The 23,624-nt window shown below is 67.7% G+C and carries 19 protein-coding genes and 1 pseudogene; 13 read left to right on the top strand and 7 right to left on the bottom strand.

Annotated features, from left to right (window positions below; translation table 11 throughout):
* Window positions 1-122 precede the first annotated feature (122 nt).
* Window positions 123-941 (bottom strand): DUF1353 domain-containing protein, encoded by an 819-nt coding sequence (locus B1818_RS19635; protein WP_078113726.1) that lies wholly within the window; start codon window positions 939-941, stop codon window positions 123-125.
* A 471-nt stretch (window positions 942-1,412) separates the two neighbouring features.
* Between B1818_RS19635 and dnaK the strand changes: the two genes are divergently transcribed.
* The 7 genes from dnaK (at window position 1,413) to B1818_RS19670 (ending at window position 8,569) form a co-directional block, all read left to right on the top strand.
* On the top strand, window positions 1,413-3,257 hold the full coding sequence (dnaK, locus tag B1818_RS19640) for a molecular chaperone DnaK (RefSeq protein WP_058249664.1): 1,845 nt from the start codon (window positions 1,413-1,415) through the stop codon (window positions 3,255-3,257).
* A complete protein-coding gene (gene grpE, locus B1818_RS19645) occupies window positions 3,254-3,898 on the top strand; it encodes a nucleotide exchange factor GrpE (protein ID WP_058249665.1) in 645 nt (214 codons plus the stop codon). Before dnaK ends, grpE begins: the two co-directional genes overlap by 4 nt.
* 263 nt (window positions 3,899-4,161) lie before the next feature.
* Entirely contained in the window at window positions 4,162-5,364 is a 1,203-nt protein-coding gene (gene dnaJ / locus B1818_RS19650; protein ID WP_058249666.1) for a molecular chaperone DnaJ, read from the top strand.
* 3 nt (window positions 5,365-5,367) lie between these two features.
* A complete protein-coding gene (locus tag B1818_RS19655; RefSeq protein ID WP_058249934.1) occupies window positions 5,368-5,766 on the top strand; it encodes a heat shock protein transcriptional repressor HspR in 399 nt (132 codons plus the stop codon).
* A gap of 44 nt (window positions 5,767-5,810) precedes the next feature.
* Window positions 5,811-6,278 (top strand): SRPBCC family protein, encoded by a 468-nt coding sequence (locus B1818_RS19660; protein WP_058249667.1) that lies wholly within the window; start codon window positions 5,811-5,813, stop codon window positions 6,276-6,278.
* 12 nt (window positions 6,279-6,290) lie between these two features.
* On the top strand, window positions 6,291-7,394 hold the full coding sequence (locus B1818_RS19665) for a hypothetical protein (protein WP_078113727.1): 1,104 nt from the start codon (window positions 6,291-6,293) through the stop codon (window positions 7,392-7,394).
* Between the two features lie 98 nt (window positions 7,395-7,492).
* Window positions 7,493-8,569: a hypothetical protein gene (locus B1818_RS19670; RefSeq protein ID WP_078113728.1), complete on the top strand. Its 1,077-nt coding sequence runs from the start codon at window positions 7,493-7,495 to the stop codon at window positions 8,567-8,569.
* Between the two features lie 38 nt (window positions 8,570-8,607).
* Here the strand turns inward: B1818_RS19670 and B1818_RS19675 are convergent.
* A pseudogene (locus tag B1818_RS19675) lies at window positions 8,608-9,771 on the bottom strand (FAD-binding oxidoreductase); the annotation flags it as partial.
* Between the two features lie 123 nt (window positions 9,772-9,894).
* Here B1818_RS19675 and B1818_RS19680 point away from each other — a divergent pair.
* On the top strand, window positions 9,895-11,028 hold the full coding sequence (locus B1818_RS19680) for an amidohydrolase (protein ID WP_078113729.1): 1,134 nt from the start codon (window positions 9,895-9,897) through the stop codon (window positions 11,026-11,028).
* A gap of 4 nt (window positions 11,029-11,032) precedes the next feature.
* Here the strand turns inward: B1818_RS19680 and B1818_RS19685 are convergent, their stop codons facing one another.
* On the bottom strand, window positions 11,033-11,983 hold the full coding sequence (locus B1818_RS19685) for a serine/threonine-protein kinase (protein ID WP_058249672.1): 951 nt from the start codon (window positions 11,981-11,983) through the stop codon (window positions 11,033-11,035).
* 61 nt (window positions 11,984-12,044) lie between these two features.
* Window positions 12,045-12,470 carry a nitroreductase/quinone reductase family protein gene (locus B1818_RS19690; protein ID WP_078113789.1) on the bottom strand — a complete coding sequence of 142 codons (426 nt, stop codon included), beginning with the start codon at window positions 12,468-12,470 and terminating at the stop codon, window positions 12,045-12,047.
* 85 nt (window positions 12,471-12,555) lie between these two features.
* Here B1818_RS19690 and B1818_RS19695 point away from each other — a divergent pair, with 85 nt between their 5' ends.
* Window positions 12,556-13,920, top strand: a complete 1,365-nt coding sequence (locus tag B1818_RS19695; RefSeq protein WP_078113730.1) for an FAD-binding oxidoreductase — start codon at window positions 12,556-12,558, stop codon at window positions 13,918-13,920.
* Here the strand turns inward: B1818_RS19695 and B1818_RS19700 are convergent.
* On the bottom strand, window positions 13,868-15,154 hold the full coding sequence (locus B1818_RS19700; protein ID WP_242697037.1) for a diguanylate cyclase: 1,287 nt from the start codon (window positions 15,152-15,154) through the stop codon (window positions 13,868-13,870). The genes B1818_RS19695 and B1818_RS19700 overlap by 53 nt on opposite strands.
* A gap of 371 nt (window positions 15,155-15,525) precedes the next feature.
* On the opposite strand from B1818_RS19700, the gene B1818_RS19705 reads away from it, so the two are divergent.
* Complete coding sequence (locus B1818_RS19705; protein ID WP_065632460.1) at window positions 15,526-16,437, top strand: LysR family transcriptional regulator; 912 nt, start codon at window positions 15,526-15,528, stop codon at window positions 16,435-16,437.
* 35 nt (window positions 16,438-16,472) lie between these two features.
* Here the strand turns inward: B1818_RS19705 and B1818_RS19710 are convergent, their stop codons facing one another.
* Together B1818_RS19710 and B1818_RS19715 are read right to left on the bottom strand one after the other, a co-directional pair.
* A complete protein-coding gene (locus tag B1818_RS19710) occupies window positions 16,473-18,284 on the bottom strand; it encodes a BCCT family transporter (protein ID WP_078113732.1) in 1,812 nt (603 codons plus the stop codon).
* A gap of 143 nt (window positions 18,285-18,427) precedes the next feature.
* On the bottom strand, window positions 18,428-19,027 hold the full coding sequence (locus B1818_RS19715; protein ID WP_078113790.1) for a TetR-like C-terminal domain-containing protein: 600 nt from the start codon (window positions 19,025-19,027) through the stop codon (window positions 18,428-18,430).
* Between the two features lie 50 nt (window positions 19,028-19,077).
* Between B1818_RS19715 and B1818_RS19720 the strand changes: the two genes are divergently transcribed.
* Genes B1818_RS19720 through B1818_RS19730 form a run of 3 tightly spaced genes read left to right on the top strand, consistent with a single transcriptional unit; the run spans window position 19,078 to window position 23,609 of the window.
* On the top strand, window positions 19,078-20,193 hold the full coding sequence (locus tag B1818_RS19720) for a hypothetical protein (protein WP_058249676.1): 1,116 nt from the start codon (window positions 19,078-19,080) through the stop codon (window positions 20,191-20,193).
* A gap of 9 nt (window positions 20,194-20,202) precedes the next feature.
* Window positions 20,203-21,240: a TIGR03617 family F420-dependent LLM class oxidoreductase gene (locus tag B1818_RS19725; RefSeq protein WP_058249677.1), complete on the top strand. Its 1,038-nt coding sequence runs from the start codon at window positions 20,203-20,205 to the stop codon at window positions 21,238-21,240.
* Window positions 21,237-23,609 carry a PEP/pyruvate-binding domain-containing protein gene (locus tag B1818_RS19730; RefSeq protein WP_078113733.1) on the top strand — a complete coding sequence of 791 codons (2,373 nt, stop codon included), beginning with the start codon at window positions 21,237-21,239 and terminating at the stop codon, window positions 23,607-23,609. The genes B1818_RS19725 and B1818_RS19730 overlap by 4 nt, the downstream gene beginning before the upstream one ends.
* Window positions 23,610-23,624: the final 15 nt, after the last annotated feature.

Below are 23,624 nucleotides of genomic sequence, written 5' to 3' on the forward strand. Positions count from 1 at the left end.
CAGATCCGTCCATGCCCCCACAGTGACTCCCCCCGAAGTCGTTGCCACCCGGCCTGGTTGACCGGTTCAACTGATACGTCCAAGGTAGACCCGACCACCGACAAGAATGCTCGGCCGAGCCGCTACGTGAGCCCGACGGTGCGAGCGATCCTCTCCGACAACAGATACAGCGCATAGGCGAAGTAGGCCACGATCGCGGCGGGCAGGACCCACAAGGCGGCCACGGCCGCAACGAGACTCGCCGCCCACTGGCGCCCCCACAGCGGCGCGGCGACGAAGATCATCAGCAGGGAGAGCAGGAGAGAGACCGCCGGCGATGATGTCGGCCACGACCAATCGAACAGCAGCGCCCCGCTCGAACCGACCGCCGCGCAGATGCCGACGAGGCTCAGCACCAGCCACCCGACCACACTGAGACGTCGCCATCCGCCGGCGACCCATCGCGTGCGAAGTGCCACGGCCGACCACATGATCCACCGCTTGAGCCAGGGGACGCCGGACGCCCGCATCATCTCGCGGAAGAACCGGTCGGACAGGGTGTCACTCCCGAGCGCGCCGGAGTTGACGGTGCCCGTGATGAGCTCGTCGTGGATGAGCGCCGCGAGTGAGTGTCTGCCGTAAGGGTTCTCGAACCAGCGCAGGAATCGGGGGATCGAGGCGAGGTCGGTGGGGTTGTCGTCGCCGGGCACAAACGCGCGGGCCGCGTCGACGGCGCCCCGCGCATCGGCTTCCGTCTGTCCTCGCTCGACCAGTTGTGTTACCAGGTACTCCTCGACCGCGGGATCGGAGAACCGGAAGGCGTTGCGCACGAGAAACTGTCGCTCGTCGATCTGCGCGATCTCGACCTCGCCACGCCCGGTCGGGTCGTCGACCTCGAAGCCCGACGTCGGCGCGACCCGCCACGGCACCCATCGCGGATCGTTCGGTGTGGTCTTGGTCATCGCCGCCTCCGCGTCGAGGGGATGTATCGACCGTAGCCCCCACGCGACCGGGACCGATGGGTAACGGAGGCGCAGCGTGTTGGGGGTGGTGGCGTACTGACCACCGTGGAAGTTGCGGGGCCGGGGCCCCGGCGATGGCGAGGTCGAAGAAGCCACGCATCCGTATGACGTTGTGCCCGGAAACCGGGCGCAACGTCATACGCGTTTGAGGCCCCGGCCGACATTGAGCGAACTCCGCTCAACTTTTTTGGCCGACCAGGGAACAATCCGTCGACCACCCCCGTTACACACTTCGAGAAACCTGAGCGACGAAGACTCAAGTCGGTTTGACTCGGATCTACTTTTTCAGTAGGACATGAGTCGGACGCACTGAAGTCCGGTCCCGCAGAGTTTCGCCACGACATCCCCGCGGTCGCGAGACCTCGGGACAAGGACTCGGGTGCACACCCGCAAACTAGGAGGAAGCCAAACATGTCTCGTGCTGTTGGAATCGACCTCGGTACCACCAACTCGGTGGTGGCCGTGCTCGAAGGCGGCGAAGCCGCTGTCATCGCCAACGCCGAAGGCGCGCGGACCACACCGTCGGTGGTCGCGTTCGCGCGTAACGGCGAGGTGCTGGTCGGTCAGCCCGCCAAGAACCAGGCGGTCACCAACGTCGACCGCACCATCCGCTCCGTCAAGCGCCACATGGGCGAGGGCGACTGGACCGTCGAGATCGACGACAAGAAGTACACCCCGCAGGAGATCAGCGCGCGCACGCTCATGAAGCTCAAGCGCGACGCCGAGTCGTACCTGGGTGAGGACGTGACCGACGCGGTCATCACCGTCCCGGCGTACTTCAACGACGCGCAGCGTCAGGCCACCAAGGAAGCCGGCCAGATCGCCGGCCTCAACGTGCTCCGCATCGTCAACGAGCCGACCGCGGCCGCCCTGGCCTACGGGCTCGACAAGGGTGAGAAGGAACAGACCATCCTGGTCTTCGACCTCGGTGGCGGTACCTTCGACGTCTCGCTGCTCGAGATCGGCGACGGCGTGGTCGAGGTCCGTGCGACCTCCGGTGACAACCACCTCGGTGGTGACGACTGGGATCAGCGCGTCGTCGACTGGCTCGTCGAGAAGTTCAAGAGCCAGAACGGCATCGATCTGACCAAGGACAAGATGGCCCTGCAGCGTCTCCGTGAGGCCGCCGAGAAGGCGAAGATCGAACTCTCGAGCTCGCAGAGCACCTCGATCAACCTGCCCTACATCACCGTCGACGCCGACAAGAACCCGCTGTTCCTCGACGAGCAGCTCTCGCGCAGCGAGTTCCAGAAGATCACCTCTGATCTGCTGGAGCGCACCCGCGCACCGTTCCAGGCCGTCATCAAGGATGCGGGCATCTCCGTCGGCGACATCGACCACGTCGTGCTCGTCGGTGGTTCGACCCGTATGCCGGCCGTCACCGACCTGGTGAAGGAACTGACCGGTGGCCGCGAGCCCAACAAGGGCGTCAACCCGGACGAGGTCGTCGCCGTCGGCGCCGCACTGCAGGCCGGTGTGCTCCGCGGTGAGGTCAAGGACGTGCTGCTGCTCGACGTCACCCCGCTCTCCCTCGGTATCGAGACCAAGGGCGGCGTGATGCACAAGCTGATCGAGCGCAACACCACGATCCCGACCAAGCGGTCGGAGACCTACACGACCGCTGAGGACAACCAGCCGTCGGTGCAGATCCAGGTCTATCAGGGTGAGCGCGAGATCGCCTCGCACAACAAGCTGCTCGGCAGCTTCGAGCTCGGCGGCATCGCTCCGGCCCCGCAGGGTGTCCCGCAGATCGAGGTGACCTTCGACATCGACGCCAACGGCATCGTGCACGTCACCGCGAAGGACAAGGGCACCGGCAAGGAGAACTCGATCCGCATCCAGGACGGTTCGGGCCTGAGCAAGGACGAGATCGACCGCATGATCAAGGACGCGGAGGCGCACGCCGACGAGGACCGCAAGCGCCGCGAGGAGGCCGAGACCCGCAACCAGGCGGAGTCGCTGGTCCACCAGACCGAGAAGTTCCTCAAGGAGAACGAGGACAAGGTCCCGGCGGAGCTGAAGGAGAAGGTCGAGGCGGCCGTCGCCGGGGCGCAGGAAGCGCTCAAGGGCAACGACACCGCGGCGATCAAGTCCGCGATCGAGAAGCTGTCGGAGGAGTCGCAGGCCCTCGGCCAGGCGATCTACGCCAACGCCGCTGCCGAGTCCCCCAACGGTGAGTCCGCCGCGGCCGACAGCGATCCCGACGTCGTCGACGCCGAGGTCGTCGACGATGCCGACTCGAAGGAGAACAAGTGACCGCAGGAGCCCATTCGTCGAATGGGTCCGGCGAGGAGCCGGTGACGGTGACCGACCGTCGTCGTATCGACCCGGAGACGGGTGAGGTGCGCGACGAGCCGGCCGCCGGACCCGGCCCGGCCGATGCCGGACCGGTCGTCGACGAGCAGACCGACATGTCACAGGCCACCGAGGAGCAGCCGGACGCCGCAGCCGACGAACCGGATGCCCGCGTCGCCGAGCTGACGGCCGACCTGCAGCGAGAACGCGCCCAGTTCGCCAACTTCCGGCGGCGTGCCGCCGAGGAGAAGCAGGGTTCGGTCGCCTACGGCAAGCAGATCCTGATCGACAAGCTGCTGCCGATCATCGACGATCTCGACCGTGCCCGTGAACACGGCGACCTCGACAGCGGTCCGCTGCGTTCGGTCGCCGACAAGCTGACCGGTGTGCTGGCCGCCGAAGGTCTCGTGGCCTTCGGTGCGGCGGGTGACGAGTTCGATCCCGAACTCCACGAAGCCGTGCAGCACGACGGCACCGGGGCACATCCGGTGATCGGATCGGTGTACCGATGCGGCTACCGCCTGGGCGAGAAGGTGATCCGCACCGCGATGGTGACGGTCACCGATCCCGCTCCCGCGGGCGACGCGCCCGGTGCACAATAGAACGACCGTCGCTCGATCCTGAGTGGGCGAACTCACCACTGATCCCTGAGGTGCGAGGAGCGCAAGCGACGAGCCACGAAGGGCGACGAACCCTTCGTGGCTCGCTTCGCTCGCACCTCAGGGAGCAGGTGGTCGGCTCGCACCTCAGGGAGCAGGTGGTCGGCTCGCACCTCAGGAGCAGGTGGTCGGCTCGCACCCCAGGGAGAGGGTGGCCCCAACTGAAACATCAATCCAGACAACAGAACTCAAGGAGGTGACGTCTGGTGGCACCACAACGTGAGTGGTTAGAACACGACTTCTACAAGGACCTGGGCGTTGCTTCTGACGCTTCGGCTGAAGAGATCAAGAAGGCCTACCGCAAGCTCGCGCGCGAGCTGCATCCTGATGCGAATCCGGGTGACAGCGCGGCCGAAGAGCGCTTCAAGCGGGTGTCCGAAGCCCACAGCGTCCTCGGCGATGCCGAGAAGCGCAAGGAATACGACGAGACACGCGCCATGTTCGCCGGCGGACGATTCCGCGGCGGCGGCAACGGCTTCCCGGGTGGCTTCCCCGGCGGCGGAACCACCTACACCACCGGCGGCGGTGGCGACTTCGACCTCGGCGATCTGTTCGGCGGGGCGCAGACCGGGGGCGGCGGTGGCGGTTTTGGCGACATCTTCGACGGCCTGTTCAACCGCGGCGGCGGAACGCAACGTACTTCGACGGCGAGCCGGCCGCGTCGTGGCAAGGACCTCGAGACCGAGACGACGCTCTCGTTCTCCGACGCCGCGCTCGGCACGACCGTCCCCCTGCGGGTGACCAGTCCGTCGCCCTGCACCACCTGCCACGGCTCAGGCGCCAAGCCCGGGACCAGTCCGCGGGTGTGCGCGAACTGCAACGGTTCCGGGTTCGTGAGCCGCAACCAGGGCGCGTTCGGATTCAGCGAGCCCTGCCAGGACTGCCAGGGCACCGGGTCGCGGATCGACGACCCGTGCACCGATTGCGACGGCAGCGGCGTGAAGGTCCGGGCGCGCACCATCAACGTCCGGATCCCCGCCGGCGTCGAGGACGGTCAACGCATCCGGCTCGCCGGGCAGGGCGAGGCCGGTCGTCGTGGCGCCCCGTCGGGTGACCTCTACGTCGTCGTGCACGTGACCCCGCACAAGCAGTTCACCCGCAGCGGCAACGACCTTCGAGTGCAGCTGCCGGTGCGGATTTCCGAACTCGTTCTCGGAGCGACGGTCTCGGTTCCGACCCTGGAGGGTTCGGTCGGGGTGAAGATCCCGCCGAACACCACCGACGGCCGCACGCTGCGCGTGCGCGGTCGTGGGGTGCCCAAGCGCTCCGGCGGGGCGGGCGACCTGCTCGTCACCGTCAAGGTCGCGGTTCCGAACAAGCTCGACGAGGCCGCGGTCGAGGCGATGCGCGCCTACGACCAGGCCGAGCGGGCAAGCGGTTTCGACCCGCGGGCGGACTGGGGGCGATGAGTGATGGCCGGTGCGAGCAACTTCGACGGTGATGGCGCGACCTTCCTGATCTCGGTGGCCGCCGAACTCGCCGGCATGCACGCCCAGACCCTGCGGACCTATGACCGCCTGGGTCTGGTCACCCCGCAACGGACGAGTGGCGGTGGTCGCCGCTACTCGTCCCGCGACGTCGAACTCCTGCGCGAGATCCAGCGTCTCTCGCAGGAGGAAGGCGTCAACCTCGCGGGCATCAAACGCATCATCGACCTGAGCAATCAGGTCGAGGCGCTCCAGCACCGCGTGCGCGAGCTGACCGACGAGGTGCAAGCGTCGCGGACCCGCCGCGGCGGCGAACTCGTCCCGGTGCCGCGCACCAACGCCCTGGTCGTCTGGCAGCCGCGACGCAAACGCACCACCGACTGACGTGGTTTCGACGCGAGCCCACGGACGTGCGTAACGTTGAGCGTATGGCTTCTGAACCCGTCACCACCGTCGACTCCGGCCCGCACAAGGTCTCGCGCCGGGTCGTCGTGAACGCCCCGGCCGCCGATGTGTTCGCGCTCGTGTCGAATCCGCATCGGCATCCGGAGCTCGACGGTTCCGGCACGGTCCGCGACACCCCTGTGGACGGGCCCGAGACGCTGACCCGTGGGGCGCGTTTCAGCGTCGGGATGAAGCAGTACGGCGTGCCGTACAAGATCACCTCGACCGTCACCGACTTCGAACCCGGTCGGGTCGTCGAATGGCAGCACCCGATGGGGCACCGCTGGCGGTGGGAACTCGAGTCGACGTCACCGACCACGACCGCGGTCACCGAGACCTTCGACTACTCGACGCTCCGGGTACCGAAGATCATGGAACTCATCGGCTACGACAAGAAGAACGGCAAGGGGATCGAGGGCACCCTGCGGGCCCTCGCGGCCCGGTTCGCCTGAGCCGGACCGCCGATGGACTCCGCCACCGGTACGTCGACCGAGTCCGACGCCTCGGATGAACCCGTCGTCGTCCTCGGTGTCGTCGCCGCGCCGGGCCAGGCGATCGGCCTGGCGCGCAAACTCGTCGACGACAACCTCTCCGACCATGTCCAGACGAACTTCCCGGGCGCACGCTGGCAGGTCGAACTCGTCGAGGCCGGACTCGTGCAACCGCCCGCGGGTGATGCCGAGATCGTGGATGCAACGAGAGACCTACTGCTCGAACGCGAGTGGGATCTGGTGGTCTGTCTGACCGACCTGCCGCTGCACGTCGGCAAACGCCCGGTGGTGGCGCACGCCAACGCGGTCCACGGAGTGGCGGTGCTCTCGGTGCCCGCCCTCGGCGCGACCGGGGTGCGGCAGCGGACGCGCGGGATCATCACCGGGCTGGTCGGCCAGCTCCTCGGTGCCGACGCCGACGACCTCCGCGAACACCAGAAGTCGCCGACGCGATCGGCGCTGCGCCACCGTGTCCGTCAACTCGGGACCGACGTCGAGGACGAGGGCACCGCGTTCACCGCCCGCGTGCTGACGGGCAATCTGCGTCTGCTCACGGGCATGGTGCGGGCCAATCGGCCGTGGCGGCTCGCACTCGGGCTCACCCGCGCCCTCACCGGGGCGATAGCGGCCGGGGTCTTCGCACTCGTCACCGCCGACATCTGGCTTCTCGCAGACACTTTCGGTGGGATTCGCCTGACCGGGGTGGCGCTCGGCTCGATCATCGCAATCACCGCGACGCTGATCATCGGCGCCGACCTGTGGGAACGTGGCACCTCCCGTCAGACGCGCGAACAGGTGGCGCTGTTCAACATCGTCACCGTGATCACGGTGGTCCTCGGCGTCGGCGCCTTCTACGCGGCGCTGTTCGTATTGTCCGCCCTCGGCGCACTGTGCCTGGTGGTGCCGCAGGTCTTCGGTGCGACGCTCGGCCACCCGGCCGGTTTCACCGACTATCTGGAGGTCGCCTGGCTGACGTGCTCCCTCGCGACCGTCGGCGGTGCCCTGGGCGCCGGCCTGGAAACCGACGAGGCGGTCCGCGATGCCGCGTACACCCAGCACGCTGCCGAGTCGATCTGAGCCGGCCGCCGGACACAGCCGGATGCCCCGGTCCTCGCGTCAGCCGCTAGGCTTGCGGGTCAGAACGCCACAGCAAGGTCGGCGACGGGAGGTGAACCATGTCCGAGGTACCGGCAAACGGTCCGATGCCAGGGTTCGTGGTCCTGGGTATCTCCGTCGTCGACGACCAGATCAGCTCGGTGGTCCGCGACGCCGACGGCCATGTCCTGGCGAGCAATCTCGTCGACCTCCCGGACGCGTCGGCGGCCGGTGCCGAGGCCGCGATCCTCGAACTCGTCGATTCCGTCCCTGTGGAGGTCGACCGCATCGGCATCTCGGCGTCCCGCGCAGACGTCCGCGACCACCTGGCACGGGCCTTCGCGCCGGGCGCCGGCACCGGGCCGTCGTGGACGGAGAAGGTCGTCGTCACCGGCTATGCCGCCGCACTCGCCGAGATCGCATGCACGCATGCGACGCGCGGTGGGGTGGTGGCCGTCGTCGACCTGGATCGCGATGCCGCGCCGGCCGCCGGCACGACCCTCGCCACTGTCGACACGTCTTCCGGCGCCGTCCTCGGCACGACCGACTTCGCGCCGGGCGAGATCGCCTCGGTCACCGACCCCGACGCGGCGACCCGGCTCGCGACGGCGGTCACCCGCCTGCCGCGCGGGCGTGACATCACGTCGGTCATCGTGGTCGGCCCCGGCGCGCAACTCCCCGGCATCGCGCCGGCCTTCGAGTACGCGGCGCAACGCCCCGTCACCGTCGCGGACAACCCGGCGCTGGCCTCGGCCCTCGGTGCGGCCGACGCCGCGGTGGTAGCCGCGGCAGCACCCCCCGTCGCCCCGCGGACGTCGACGGGACGTCGCTGGTGGTTCGTCGGCGCCGCCATCGGCGCGGCCGTGTTCCTGGCCGCCGTCGGGATGACGCTGATCGTCACCGCCGAGTCGACGGTCGCCGAACCCGCGCCCGTCACCGTGACCGAGACACCGGCAGCGGTCACCTCGACCCAGGAGGCGACGGTCACCGAGACCGAGACTGAGACCTCCGTCCGCACGACGACGGTCACCAGCACCCCGCGTCCGGTCACTCGAACGGAGACGGTGACCGAGTCGGCTCCCGAGACGTACACCGTGACCGAGACCGAAACGGTCACGGCTCCGGCCGGCGGCGAGCCGAGCCTCGAAGTCCCCTGAGCTGCAACCGGTTCGGGGAAGTCAACTCTTGTGCCGGCTCAGAACACCGGGTCGTGCTGGATGCGGCTGGCCCGGACGCCCGCGATGATCAGCGTGCGTCGGGTGTTCTCGATCATCTGCGGTGATCCCGCGATGAGCACCTGACGGTCCTGCCAGTCACCGGACCGGGCCACGACGTCGGCGAGGGTGCCGATCTCGTGGTCGATGCCGAGCTCGGCGGGTGTCGCCACCGCGTTGATCCACCACGGATCGCTCTCCTCCTGGGACACGGCGGTGACCCGCAGCCAGGGATTGGTCGACGCGATGCGGCGCAGGACGGTCAGGTCGTAGAGCTCGCCCGGGTAGCGCATGCCGTAGAAGATGTGCGTCTCCGGCGAATCCGCGCGCATGGACATCTCGATCAACAACGCCCGCAGCGGTGCGAGCCCGGTCCCGCCCGCCACCATGAGGACCTTGCTGTCGCGGTCGACGTGAAGCGTCCCGTGCCCCTGGGCGAGGGTCCACACATCGCCGATGCTGGTCTCGCTCACGATCGCGGTGCTGACCGTTCCACGGGGGATCGCACGCACGTGGAACTCCAGTTCACCGGCCGGGTTGGGCGGGATGGCGGGGGACAGATTGCGCCACTGCTTGGGCCATTGCGGGGTGTGCACCTCGAGGTACTGGCCCGTGTTGAACGTGAGCGGCGAGTGGGCGAGGAGTCGGACGACCGCGAGGTCCCGGGTGATCCGGTACTTCTCGACGACCTCGGCGGTCCAGCGCGCAGGATGGGTCGCGCTCTCGGCCGCGCCCCGCATGACCCCGGTGACCAGCATCATCGCCTGCGAGACGGTCTGTTCGGTCTCGGCGTCCCAGTAACCGGCCATGAGGCTGCCGAACTCGCCCATCAGGGCGGCGTACATCACGTGGTAATGCTCGGGCTCGACCCCGAACTTGCGATGGTCGCGTCCGAGCTGCGCGAGGAACTCCACGAGTTCGGCGTGACCCGACTCGGCCGGGATCGCTTCCAGCACATGGTCGATGACCCGATGGAAGGCCACTCGCTGGGCCGCCATCGACACCCCGAACAGGTCACGCAGGTCGGGATCGATCGCAAACATCCGGGTGTAGACGTTGGTGACGAACCGGTCGGGCTGTCGATTGACAGCCGTCCGCAGCTGATGCAGCGCGTGGCGCGTATGTGTCGCCATCTCGAAAAGATCACACCTCCGTCGCGGCTCGTCTCCCCACCCGGTTCAAGAGACCCACACTAGTCCTTCAACACGTCACAATTCAGGATCCGGCATCCCATGTCGGACAGTGATGAGGTATGGCAAGGTACGGGGATGACGTCCCTCGAAGGGGTCCTCACGGGCATCGTTGATGCCCATGTGCAGCACTGGAACCCGCGGCGCACCCCGTGGGCGGCGACGCGGGCGTCGCGGCTGTACGGGTTCGTCCCCACCTTGGGCGACCGGGTGTTTCCGCTCGTGGTCTCGCGCGCCGACCGCGAGTACATCCTGACCCCGCGCACCGTGGCCCGGGCCTACGAGCCGCGCCAGTACGCCACCGATGCGGCGCTGGTGCCGACCGTGGTGGGGGTACCGATCGACACGGTGGTGCACGTCGAGTCGCATTGGCGCCGCGAGGTCGCCGACGCCGCGGAGCCCCCGGTGGACAGCACCGCCGTCGAGGAGACCCGATATCTCGAGAGCCTGCCGTTCGGCCAGGCCGGTACCCCCCGCCTCGGCGCCGTCATCTCGCACGGCGATCCGCGGACCCGCACGTTCGCGACCATGCTCGACGAACAGTTCGCGGCCTCCCCGCGGTTCCGCGGCATCCGCATCGTCGCGTCCCGACATCCTGATCCGCGAGTCCGCGACGGCGGGGACACCGACAACCTGCTGTCCTCGACGGCGTTCCTCGAGGGGTTCGCCGAACTCGCGAGCCGCGATCTGGTCTTCGAGGCGTCGGTGTACTCCCATCAGCTGTACGACGTCATCCTGCTGGCCCGGGAGTACCCGGACACGACGATCGTCCTCGACCACTTCGGCATCCCGGCGGGGGTCTTCGGTCCCGTCGGTGTCCGCACCGGCGCGACAGCCGCTGCGCGCGCGGACATCTGGCGATTGTGGCGAGAACGGATGACGACCCTCGCGAACCACCGCAACGTCGTCGTCAAGCTGTCGGGTCTGGCGATGCCGATACTGGGTTACGGTCACGAACGGTGGGGCAACATCGGCGGTCAGGCCACGCTCGCCGAGATGATCGGTCCCTTCGTCGAGCACATCGTCACCCATTTCGGGTCGGACCGCATCATGTTCGGGTCCAACTATCCGATCGACCGGCCCAACGCCGCGGTCGACGTGCTGGTCGGCGCGCTCGTCGACTGTTTGTCCCAGTGGGGTTCGGAGGCTCTGCGGAAGATCTTCCGCGACACCGCTGTTCGTGTCTATACGATCGATGACGCGGCGGGTTGACCGCTCACCGGCCGCGGGGCCACCAGGTCGAGCGTTGCGGCGACTCCGGCACGGGCACGTCCCGCATGAGCCGGGTCAGGATCTCGACGAGGGCGGTGCACGAGGGATACCGGTCCTCCGGTGACTTCGCCAGCGCCTTGGCGAAGATCGAGTTCATCGCCGACGGCAGCCAGGGGCGGCGTCGGGTGAGTTTCGGCGGGTCGTCGTTGAGGTGGGCATAGGTGATCGCGAAAGCGGTGTTCCGCGGATACGGCGGTGTGCCCGTGATGAGTTCGACGAGCGTGCACGCGAATGCGTAGAAATCGGTTGCGGGGGTGAGCTTCTGGGCCTGCAGTAGTTCGGGCGAGGCATAGCCGATGGAACCCTGCACACGACCGTTGCGCGCCAGTGGACGGGTGTCGTCGAGGAACTGGGCGATCCCGAAGTCCGAGAGGTAGGCGTCGAGGGGTGTACCCACAGATCGCGGGGTGCGGGAGAGGAGGATGTTCGCGGGTTTGACGTCGCGATGCAGGATGTCCTGCGAATGCGCATGATCCAGCGCATCGGCGATCTGCATCGCCACCCGCAGGATGGTGTCCATGTCCGGCTCGTCGCCGCGCTCGGGGACGAGTGCGGTCGCCGCGGGGCCGCCGATGTACTGCATGGTCAGCCACATCGACGGCAGGTGCCGCGGCCCGAGCGACCCGCGCGGCGAGGCGATCTCGCCGTGCTCGATCATGCGCACGATGTGCGGATGATCGAGCAGCGACGCGATCCCGAATTCCCGCTCGAAGCGCTCCCGGACCCGCGCGTGGTCGGACGCGTTCGGGTGCAAAACCTTCAGGGCCAGCGGTCCATCGCACGACGGGGCCCCGTCGTCGCCGGTGCGATGGACCCGGAACACATCGGCGCTCGCCCCGCCACCGAGGAAGTCGTCGATGGTGAAGCCGGCCACGCTCTCGCCAACCTCGAACACCCTGCCAGGGTAGTGGCGTTCGCGGGCGGCCGGCGGTAACTGCGTTGTCCGCGAGCCGGGGTCAGCGAGCCGGTGTCAGCCGGAAGATCGGGAACCGCCGGCCCTGCGCGGTCTCGGTGTATTTCAGGAACTGCTCGGATGCCGAGATGAACTTCTGCCACGCGGGTTCCCAGTCGTCACCCTCGACTTCGGTCACCGCGGTGTCGAGCCGTTCGACGCCGTTCTCCGCCGGCGCCTCCACGGCGACCGATCCGGGATGTGCCCGCAGGTTGTGCACCCACGCCGGGGCCTTCGGCGAACCGGCGTACGAGCCGATCACCAGCCAGCTGTCGGCGTCGGGCAGGGCGAACAGGGGACTGATCCGCGGCTCGCCGGACTTGGCGCCCAGCGTGTGCAGGAGCACCAGGTTCTTGCCAAAGCCGGCGGTGTCCACATGCCCGTTGTTGGAGCGGAACTCGTTGATGACGGTCGCGTTGAAATCGTTCACGTCGCTCATTGTCGCGGTGCCCGGCGTTTCCGGCCATGTATCAATCTGAAACCGTGGTCGTTCGGTCTGCGAATACTCTGAACAGATGAGTGCCGACCCGAGTTCGCTGGCCGCTTCCCTTCCCGACGGCATGGTGGTCACCGACGCCGACATCCTCGCCGGCTACCGGCAGGACCGTGCCGCCGATCCGACGGCCGGCACCCCGCTCGCGCTGGTTCGGCCGACCACCACCGCCGAAGTGCAGGACACCGTTCGCTGGTGTGCCGCCAACGGTGTCCCGGTCATCACGCGGGGTGCGGGTACCAGTCTGTCGGGCGGGTCGACGGCGGTCGACGGCGCGATCATGCTGTCCACCGAGAAGATGCGGGACATCGACGTCGACCCGGCGACGCGCACCGCCGTCGTCCAACCCGGACTGTTCAACTCGGAGGTGAAGGCCGCGGCCGCCGCGTCGGGGCTGTGGTATCCGCCGGACCCGTCGTCGTTCGAGATCTGCTCGATCGGCGGGAATGTCGCCACCAACGCGGGCGGACTGTGCTGCGTCAAGTACGGCGTCACCACGGACTACGTCCTGGGCCTGGAGGTGGTGCTGGCCGACGGCCGGGCGGTACGCGTCGGCGGCAAGCAGCTCAAAGACTCCGCGGGCCTGCCGCTGACCAAGCTGTTCGTGGGCAGCGAGGGGCTGCTCGGGATCATCACCGAGGTCACCCTGCGGCTGTTGCCACCGCAAGGCCCCGCGAGCACCGTCGTCGGTGTGTTCGGTTCGGTGCACGACGCCAGCCGAGCGGTGCTGGCGGTGACCGGGGAAATGCGTCCCGCGATGCTCGAGTTCATGGACTCGGTGGCCATCAACGCCGTCGAGGACCTGTTGCGGATGGGCCTCGACCGAGAGGCCGGGGCGCTGCTCGTCGCCCAGTCCGACGCCCCGGGTGCGGCCGGCGCGGCCGAGGTCGAGTTCATCCGGAAGGCGTTCGAGTCCAATGGCGTCGGCGAGGTCTTCGCGACCGACGACCCCGTCGAGGGCGAGGCGTTCACCGCGGCCCGCCGCGCGGCGATCCCGGCGGTGGAGAAGCTGGGATCGTTGCTGCTCGAGGACGTCGGCGTACCGCTGCCCTCGTTGCCCGACCTCATCGACGGTGTCGCCGAGATCGCGGCCGGCAACCGGGTGATGATCTCGGTGATCGCCCACGCCGGCGACGGCAACACGCACCCGCTGATCGTCTTCGACCCCGCCGATGTGGACGAGGCGAAGCGCGCGCAGGTCGCCTTCGGTCAGATCATGGACCTCGCGATCGAGTTGGGCGGCACCATCACCGGCGAGCACGGGGTGGGGCGACTGAAGAAGGGCTGGCTGCCCGACCAGGTGGGGCCCGACGTCATGGAACTGACGGCTCGGATCAAGCAGGCTCTCGACCCCGACGGTCTGCTGAACCCGGGCGTGCTGTTGTAGCCGGGCGTCCTCCGGTGGACCGGGAGGCCGCGGTGCGCCCCGCCACCACATAGGTGTCGCGGCCTGCGGCCTTGGCGTCGAAGAGCGCGTGGTCGGCGACGTCGAACTCGTGCCGGATGAAGGCGTCGGCGTCGTCGGCGGACATGTGGCCGCCTGGTGTGGCACCCACGGCGATCCCCAGGCTCATCGTCGCGGTCGCACCACCGGGGATCGTGATGCGCCGCGCGCGGATGCGTTCGGCGAGCGCGCGCACCGAGGTCTCGTCGGCAAGCGTCGCGATCGCGAACTCGTCACCGCCGAGTCGCGCGACGATGGCCTGCTCGTCGGTGGCCCCCTGCAGAATCGCCGCGACCCGCTCCAGGACGTCGTCACCCGTCGCGTGACCGTGTTCGTCGTTGATGGCCTTGAACCGGTCGACATCCGCGGTGATTAAGGCGAACGGTTGAGCGGGGCTCCGACGGAGCATTGTCGTCGTCGCGTAGATGAAGCCGCGACGATTCAGCAATCCGGTGAGCGAATCGGTATTTGCCATGGTGAGCTGATGTTTCAGCGATCGCTGGAAATCGGATGTGTAACTGCGATGAAGGGCCGTTGTGCCATTGGTGACGACCAACAATGCGAGGGTGGTGAACAGGACGTTCAACACCGGAGTGCCATCTGCCCACGACATGAGGCCCATCGCGCAGACCGCGATGCTCGAGTAGATCATGTGGGCGTACGCGACCGGGGACCGGACGAAATGCGCCACATATGACCCGATGACAGCGAAGATCACGGCGCAGAACTGGGCCAGGATGATGTCGGAGATGGCGAGGATCGCAACGGTCAGCACAGCGTCGGCCCATAGGACGAACAGGGTGTTGAACCCCCTTATCGACGACTGCTTGGTCCACCAGATCACGCCGAGGTGGACCCGGCTGACCACGAAAGCCATCGGGATCGTGGTGGCGGCGACGATGCCGAGGGCGATCGAGCGCGGGACGGATCCCTGTGTGCCACTCGGCGTGAAGAGCGCGATCGTACCGAGCGCTCCGCAGACCGCGACCAATACGGCGATGGTGACGCGGACATGCCATTCGCGCATCCGGACCTGTTTGAGGACGTGATCTGCGTTGTCGTAGAAAAGGTGGGGGTGTCCGGATATCTCATCGGTGGCCGGCCCGTGGCGAAGAGCCCGGAAACGTGCGGCGGGCCGTTCCTCGTGGTCTCCGCGTTGTCGGTGCTCGATGGCCACGTCCTCTTTCACTCGTGATGCGCGTGACGCGCATGCATGTCGCGACGAAGAATCGTCGAACACACGTTACGGAGTTTAGAGGACGATTAAAGATCGTTTCTTCTCGAAATCCGCGATATGACCCAACGGAGCGAAAGATGTAAGAATCGGCAGAATCGCCGTCGATCTGATGCGCGCTGAGACGGTCGTGCCGATCGGGCCCGATCAGCCGCCGCCTGCTGGGGTCCTCCCGTCCCCTCCGCGGGAGGGACCCCAGCAGGTAGTCCGAATGCGATGTGGCCGGCGCGAACCTGGCCTCGCGGAATCCAGCATATTGGCTCGATGGTCAACCTACAATCACATCAATCGGGATAACTGACAGGAGATCGTTGATGAATGGTCCCGGGGAGCCCGGACTACGTGATATCGACCTCCGACGACTGCGGATGTTCGTCGTGGTGATGGAGGCGCCCAGCCTTCGTGTCGCCGCGGATGACCTGTTCATCAGCCAGCAAGCGCTCTCCTCGGCGATCCGCGAACTCGAGCGACACCTGGGGGTGGAGCTCTTCTCGCGGTCGCGCCGAAGCCTCACGCCGACGCCTGCCGGTGAGGCGCTCTACCGTGGTGCAGTGCCGTTGCTGGCCGGTGGCGAACAGCTCGCGACGCAGGTACGGCGGGTGGACGCCGGCTCGCCTGCGCCGTTCGTGATCGGTCACGCCCCGGACCTCGCCTCCTCCGAGGTCTTCCGGATCATCGAACCGGTGGTGCTCGCCGACTCGTCGGTGCCGATCACGGTACGACCGGTCTTCGCCGAACTCATCCGCGACGAGTTGCTGTCGGGAGCCATCGACATGGCTCTCGGACGAGGCGTGGCGGCCCCGCCGGACATGGCCACCACCATCGCGACACAACACGAACTGCGTCTGGCGGTGCGTGCCGATCACCCGCTGGCCGCGCACGACCGGGTCGACATGGCCGACCTCGCCGGCTACGAGATCGTCGTCTGGGGTCCCGAGCACGAGTACGAGTACACCGACATCCTCGTCGGCATGTGTCGGCGTGCCGGGTTCGAACCGAAGATCATCCTGTCGACGCTGCTGGGGACGCCCCCGCACACGGCGGTGATCGCACACCCCGACGCGTGCGCATTCGTCACCAATGAACCCGGCTGGATCTACGTCAACCGCATCCGGATCGTCGAGTTCACCGATCCGCCGTTCGCACCCGTCCGCGCGATGTGGTTGCCCAACACCTCGTCGACCCTTCGGCGACAGATCCTCGCCGCGGCCGAGAACTCGCTCTGACCCGACCCCGCGCGACGATCATGGACCGACGCTGTTCAGCTCTTCTCGGTCGGGTCGTCCCCGAGGGGGTTCTCCGGTTCGTGCCCTTCGGACACCGCGAACGAGCCGGTCTCTGGATTGACCGTCACCGCATGATGCGGCACCTCACGGACTGCGAGCACCATGGGCGATCCGTCGCGATTGCGGACCGCTCCCTCGCCGGGCAGGCCCGCGAAGGTCGCCGACACCGGCTGGCGTGCCCTGCGGTGACGATGGTGCTGCGCCGCCGACATGTCCGCAGTATCCGCGGACCCCTCGACGGGTTCGGTTGTGCTCAGTTGCACATACCGCGGACGGACCGCGACGTCGTAGTGGAACGCACGGAGCAGCGAGATGCACGCCAGCACCATGACGATGGAGAACGGCACCGCCGTGGCGATCGACATCGTCTGGAGCGCGGTCAGCGAACTGGTGCCGCCGACCAGCAGCAGGACCGCGGCCGCCACGCCCTGCAGCGACGCCCAGTAGACGCGGGTGAGTTTCGGGGTGTCGATCTTGCCGCCGGTAGCCAGCATGTCGATGACCAACGACCCCGAGTCCGAAGACGTGACGAAGAACAGCACGACGATGACGATTGCGACGACGCTGCTGATGGCCGACATCGGCAAGGTGTCGAGGAGCTGGAACAACGACGTGTTCGTGTCGACCTCGCCGTCGACGAGCATGTCGCCGAACTCCATCTGCCGCAGGATGCCCGAGTCGCCGAACACGGTGAACCATATGGTGCTGACCAGGGTCGGCATGATGAGCACGCCACCGATGAACTGCCGGATCGTCCGGCCCCGCGAGATCCGCGCGATGAACATACCGACGAACGGCGCCCAGCTGATCCACCAGCCCCAGTAGAAGATCGTCCACGCGCCCTCCCAGCCGTCGTCGGTGAACGGCGCCGTGCGCAGCATCAGATCTGGGAAGGCCTGGATGTAGTTGCCGATGTTCTGCACCCACGACTGGATGAGAAAGAGCGTCGAACCGAGGAGCAGGACGAAGACGGTCAGTGCCGCCGCGACGGCCATGTTGAGGTTGGACAGCCACCGCAGGCCCTTGGTCACCCCGGTGACCACCGAGAAGATGGCCAGGCCGGTGATACCGATGATCAGCGCGACGATGATCCAGTTGTTGACGTCGACCCATCCGAGGTAATCGAGACCGGCGCTGATCTGCTGGATGCCGAAGCCAAGCGAGGTCGCGACGCCGAACAGAGTGCCGACGATGGCGACGATGTCGACCGCGTGACCCAGCCAGCCCTCGACGCGTTCGCGGCCGAGGAGCGGCTCGAGCAGCCACCGGACGGACAACGGCCGTCCCTTGCGGAAGGTCATGTAGGCCAGGCCGAGTCCGACGACGACGTAGATCGCCCAGGCGTGCAGACCCCAGTGATAGAGCGTCAGTTCCATCGCCTGATTGGCCGCGGCGTCGGTGCCACCCGGGATGCCGCCGGCCTCGGGCGGGTTCACGTAGTGCGAGAGAGGCTCGGCCACGCCGTAGAACACGAGTCCGATGCCCATCCCGGCAGCGAAGAGCATGGCGAACCAGGAGAGCACCCCGAACTCGGGGTCCTCGTCGTCCTCACCGAGCTTGATGGTGCCGATCCGGCTGATCGCGCAGTACACCGCGAACAGGACGAAGCCGGTGGCGATCAGGACGTACCACCAGCCCACGCCGTCGGTGATCCACTTGTTGAGATTCTCGAAAGCGTCCGCGGCGGTCCCCGCGTAGATCACCGCGAACATGATCAGGCCGAAGATGAGGGCGGACGCGGTCAGGAATACCGGTTTGTGCAGTTCACGCCAGGCGTTGCGGAACATGTGACTCCCTTGGTCCCAGATTTGTGCGCTCGATGATGGCGGCAGTCGATGAAGTGTCCGAATTTCGACCTTACGGACACCGCGATCGGTCCGCTGACCGGGGTGAGGCTGCACGGCCCTCGGCGCGTGTCGTCAGTACGACGTCATGACGACGGCCACCGCTCGGTGATCAGCTCGACCATCTCCTCGACCCACGCGTCGTCGAGTGCGGCGTCGCTGCGGATGAGGATGCGGAAGATCGCGGTGCCGGCGACGACCTCCGCGAGCATGGGCAACCGGTCGTCGCCCCGGCGTTCCTGACCGAACCGGGATTCGAAGGCGGTGAGGTCGCCGGCGAGCCGGGCGATCATCTTACTGTGCAGCTCGGGTGAGGCCACGGTGTCGGCGATGAGACCCGGAAGCGCCACGCGCACCTCAGGCCGGTTGAACATCGCCCGCACGATCTCGACGAGCGCCCGGATGTCCTGTCGGGCGTCGCCCGAACCCGTTGGCGGTTCCAGGGTTTCGGCGGCCAGAACTGCTTCGTGGACGAGCTGGGCCTTGCCGGACCAGCGCCGGTAGATGGCCGCGGTGGTGGTGCCCGCGCGGGCCGCGATCGCCGAGAGGGACAGCGCCGGGTAGCCCGTCTCCAGGATGAGTTCGCGGGTGGCCGCGATGATCGCGGCATCGATCCGCCCGTCGCGGGGCCGTCCGGGCGACGCAGGGTTCGACCTCTTGTGTTCCCTCCGGCCATCTGCTGTCATGGGACCCAGCATAGATGCAATACGGTGTGCATCGTATTATGGGAGGGTCCGTGGAACTCAGTCCACTCGACGAATATCCGATTCATCAGGCACCGGCGCCGATCACCTGGCCGGCGACCTCCGACCGGAACTTCTACGACCGTTCGTACTTCAACGTCCTCGACCGCGAGGGCCGGTTCATGGCGCTGACCGGCATCGGATACTACCCGCGGCTCGGGGTCAAGGACGCCTACTTCGTCGTCCGGCGCGGGGATACTCAGACCGCGGTGCACCTGAGCGACGCCATCGACGACGACCGCCTGCGGCAGAACGTCAACGGCTACCGCCTGGATGTGCTGGAGCCGTTGCAGGAGCTACATCTGACGCTGGCCGAGACCGAGGGAATCTCCGCCGATCTGACCTTCCGCGGTCTCTTCCCCGCGGCGCTGGAGAAGCCGCACGACATGCTCACCGAACGGCGGGTCACCCTGCAGGCGTGCCGGTTTGCGCAAGTGGGCAGCTGGCAGGGATGGATCGATGTCGACGGGGAGCGGTTGACGGTCGAGTACGACACCAGCGTGGCGAGCCGGGACCGGTCGTGGGGCATCCGCCCCGTCGGTGAGTCCGAACCCGCGGGCCGGCCCGACGCCGCCTTCCGCGGCATGTGGTGGCTGTACCTGCCGTTGGCCTTCGACGACTTCCAGTTGTTCCTGATCCTGCAGGAGGATCCGGACGGTCATCGCAGTCTCTACGACTGCACGCGGCGCTGGCGGGACGGTCGCGTCGAGCAACTCGACGGTGTGCGCGTCGCCATCGATTACACGCCGGGCACACGGATTCCCCGGGGCGCGCACGTCGAGTTCCTGACCCGTGCCGGTGACCGGGTCGTCCTCGACGTGGAGTCGAAACTGTTCGCTCCCATCGCGTTCGGATCGGGGTACGGCGGCGACTCGTCGTGGGGACACGGCACATGGAGAGACGGACCGTTCGCCGAACGCGTCAGCTTCGACCTCACCGACCCGGAGGTGATGGCGCGGGCGCCCTTCAGTCTGATCGACCACGTCGGGTCGGCCGTCTGTACCGAACCGGACGGCACCGTCCGGCATGGTGCCGGTCTGTTCGAGCACGGCGTCATCGGTCCTCATCACCCGTCGGGATTCTCCGACTGGACCGATGTGATCGGCTAGGACATCGACATGAAGATCATGACGGCATTGTTCGATCCGGTCGGAGCAGTCGATCGCGCGCGGGCGTTGCAGGAGGCCGGCGCGTCGGGGGTGTTCACCTTCGAAGGTCCGCACGACGTGTTCACGCCGCTCGCGCTCGCGACAGCGGTCGACGGGCTCGACATCATGTCGAATGTGGCGATCGCGCTCCCGCGCAACCCGATTCAACTGGCTCATCAGGCGAACGACCTGCAGCTGCTCAGCGAGGGACGGTTCATTCTCGGACTGGGCACCCAGGTGCGCGCGCAGATCGAGAAGCGATACGGCACCGAGTTCGATCGTCCGGTGGAGCGGATGAAGGAGATGGTCGGTGCCCTGCGCGCGATCTTCGCGACGTGGAACGACGGTGAGCGTCTGGACTTCCGGGGTCAGTACCACCGGCACACCCTGATGACGCCGACCTTCGTGCCCGGCCCCAACCCGTACGGGCCGCCACCGATCTACCTGGGCGCGCTGGGGCCCCGCCTGACCCGTGCCACCGCGGAGGTCGCGGACGGCCTGCTGGTGATGCCGTTCGGGTCGAAGCGGTTCCTGCACGGCACGACGCTGCCCGCGGTCCGCGACGGTCTCGCGGCAGCCGGTCGGAGCGAGGACGACTTCGAGGTGGTGCCCGAGATCATCGTCTCGGTCGGTTCGGACGCGTCCGGCGCCGGGAGCGGAGCGAGCGGGCCGAATGTGACGGACGACCATGCCTCGACGCGAATGCTGTTGGCGTTCTACGGTTCCACTCCCGCATACCGGCCCGTGCTCGATGCGCACGGATGGGGCGACCTGCAGCCGGAACTCAACACGATGTCCAAACAGGGACGCTGGCAGGAGATGGCCGGACTCATCGACGACGAGATCCTCCACACCATCGCCGCCTGCGGCACTCCGGCCGAGATCGCCGCACACATCCGCGACCGCGTCGACGGTGTGTCGGACCGCATCTGCCTCTATCAACCGGGACCCATCGGTGTGGAACCGCTGGCCGAGATCGTCGACTCCCTGAGTGGTGAGGCGAGATGAGTTCGCAAACGGTCGAATTCGAGGAGATCACCGACGACCGGTACGGCGGCAAGGCGGCCGGACTCGCACGTCTGCGGCGCCTGGGTCTCCCGGTTCCGCCCGGGTACGTCATCGCCGGCGCGTCCGGGGTGTCCGACGCTGCGACAGCACGATTCGACGAGATGGCCGCCGCCGGATGGACACCGGTCGCGGTCCGGTCCTCGGCCGTGGGGGAGGACGGGGACGACCAGTCCTTCGCCGGTCAGTACGACACCGTGCTGGGGGTCGACACCGTCGACCGCTTCGTCGACGCGGTTCGCGCCTGTGCCGACTCGGTGCACTCGCTCCGCGCGTCGTCGTACAGCGGGAATGCCTCGGCCACCATGAATGTGGTGGTCCAGCGGATGGTCGATGCGCGCGCCGCGGGCGTGGTGTTCACCGCGGACCCGGTCTCAGGTCGGCGGGACCTGACGGTGATCGACGTCGTTTCCGGACTCGGCGAGGCGCTCGTTGACGGGACGGTTGCTCCCGATCACGTCGTGCTCGATGCCGACGGAACCGCGGTCGTCAACGAAACCGTTGCGGCGCCGGTTCTGTCGCCGGTCGAGATCGCGGCGATCCAGTCCGGCGCCCGCCGGGCCGAGCAGGAGTGGGGCCGGCCGATGGACCTCGAATGGGCCATCGACAAATCCGGTGAAATCTGGTGGTTGCAGGCCCGGCCGATCACCACGCTGCCCGGTGACCTCAACGAGATGGACTCGTCGGTGGCCGGCGCCGACCATGTCTACACACGATGCAACATCGGCGAGATGATGCCGGGCGCGTTCTGTCCGCTGACCGCATCGGTCTCCGGGTTCGCGATCGACTACGCGATGCAGATGGTGCAGGTGGTCGCCCGGGCACAGGAGCGATACGAGAAGCCCTGGCTGCAGGTGGGTTACTTCTACGGGCACATGTTCCTGAACCTGACCGAGGGCACGGCGCTGAGTTCCGGCATCCTCGGGAACTCGCTGGAACAGTTCTCGACCTCGATCTGCGGGCGGGTCATCGACGAACTCGAACCCAAGCCGCCACAACCGTTCCGGCGCAAGCTCGGGAACACCGTCCGGCTGACCTCGCATGCGCTGTCGGTCGGTCCCGCCATCCGTCGACTGCCCGGTGAGATCGCCGGGTTCGCGGTGCCGACGAGCCGCGACCCCCGGATCGTATGGCAGGAGCTGGAAGCTGGGGTCGCCCAGTACTGTGACGTCACCCTCATCCATGTGCGGTCGTCCTCACGCGCTGCCGTCGCGGCGAATGTGCTCGAGAGCGTGCTGGTCCGGCGCGCGGAGAAGGACGGCCGCACCGAGGGCGACGGCAAGGCCGAGGCCGCCCGGCTCATGGCCGGCGCTTCCGACGTCGAGAGCGCACTGATGCTCGCCGAACTCGATGCCGTCGTACGGACGATCGCCGCCGATTCCGCGGTGGCCGAGGAGTTCCTCTCCGCCGCACCGGACGTGGCGGTCGCCGGGCTGCGGTCGGCCTCCGGTGACGCCGGTCGCGCGTTGCAGTGTTTCCTCGAGCGGCACGGTCACCGCGGGTACCGCGAACTGTGTATGCGCGACCCGTCCTGGGCCGACGACCCCGGTGGTCTGGGGGCGATGATGCAGGTGATGCTGCGGTCTGCGCTCGACCCCGCCGTTCGGAATTCGGCCCCGGCGGCTGGCGACGAAACGCCGCCCGCCGCGATCAGGCTTCTCGCCCGCCTGGCGCAGGGGGGTGCGCGAGGACGCGAGGAGACGAAGTCGCGGATGGCGCTGATGGCCCATCGGCTCAAGCGAGGGTACCGGCACCTCGGCGAGGTGCTGGCCGAGACCGGACGGCTTCCCGACGCCGACCTCGTCTTCTTCTTCGATCGGGCGGAGCTGCACCGGGTCGTCGGCGCCGGCGACGTCACCGACCTCGTCGAGAGCGCGCGGAAGCGTCGAGAAGCGTTGTCGTACCAGGATCGGCTCGAGTTCGACGATGTGTCGGTCGGCCGCCCGTCCCCGCGCGTCGTGGCTGCCGAGCGGAATGTCGGCGATGGCCGGATCGTGGGTCGACCGGCGGGCCGGGGAACCGTCGAAGGCGTGGTGCGCGTGGCGAAGTCGATCGTGGAGGCGCGTGATGTCCAGCGCGGCGAGATCCTCGTGGCACCCGTCACCGACGTCGGCTGGACGCCGTACTTCACCGTCATCGGTGCGCTGGTCACCGACATCGGCAGTTCGGTCTCGCACGGCGCGGTGGTCGCCCGCGAGTACGGACTGCCGTGCGTCGTGAACACCCTGGTGGGCACCCAGGTGTTGCGGACGGGAGACCGCGTGCGGGTCGATGGAGATCGCGGGATAGTCGAACGGCTCGAGGCGAGCTGAACCGGTTGAGAACCA

It is taken from the genome of Gordonia sp. IITR100, from assembly GCF_002009645.1.
Lineage (GTDB): Bacteria > Actinomycetota > Actinomycetes > Mycobacteriales > Mycobacteriaceae > Gordonia > Gordonia hongkongensis.